The organism is Mammaliicoccus sp. Q-M61 (assembly GCF_022386055.1).
Taxonomy (GTDB): domain Bacteria; phylum Bacillota; class Bacilli; order Staphylococcales; family Staphylococcaceae; genus Mammaliicoccus; species Mammaliicoccus sciuri_A.
On record NZ_JAJNJL010000030.1, the window covers coordinates 1 to 482 of the forward strand.

General features: G+C 45.9%; 1 pseudogene. It reads left to right on the forward strand.

What is annotated here, in order from left to right:
- Positions 1 to 482: pseudogene (locus LQ677_RS14515) on the forward strand (MSCRAMM family adhesin clumping factor ClfA); the annotation flags it as partial.

The window sequence follows — 482 nt, forward strand, 5'->3', positions numbered from 1 at the left end:
ATAGTGATTCGGACGCAGATAGTGACGCAGACAGTGATGCAGATGCAGATAGTGACGCCGATGCGGATAGTGACGCCGATGCAGACAGCGACGCAGACGCGGACAGTGATTCAGACTCTGATAGTGATGCAGACGCAGATAGCGATGCAGACGCGGACAGTGATTCAGATTCTGATAGTGATTCAGACGCAGATAGCGACGCCGATGCAGACAGTGACGCAGATGCGGATAGCGACGCAGACTCTGATAGTGATGCAGATGCAGATAGTGATTCAGACGCGGATAGTGACGCAGATGTAGATAGCGACTCAGATTCTGACAGCGATTCAGAGGCAGGTATGTCATCAAATGATTCAAACAATAATGGTGGTAATGGTGATGCTAATCAATCGAATGAAAATAATCAAGATCATAAAGCAAGCCATAACAAACAATTACCTGATACAGGTGAAGAATCAGAAGTTAATACAACTTTAATTGGT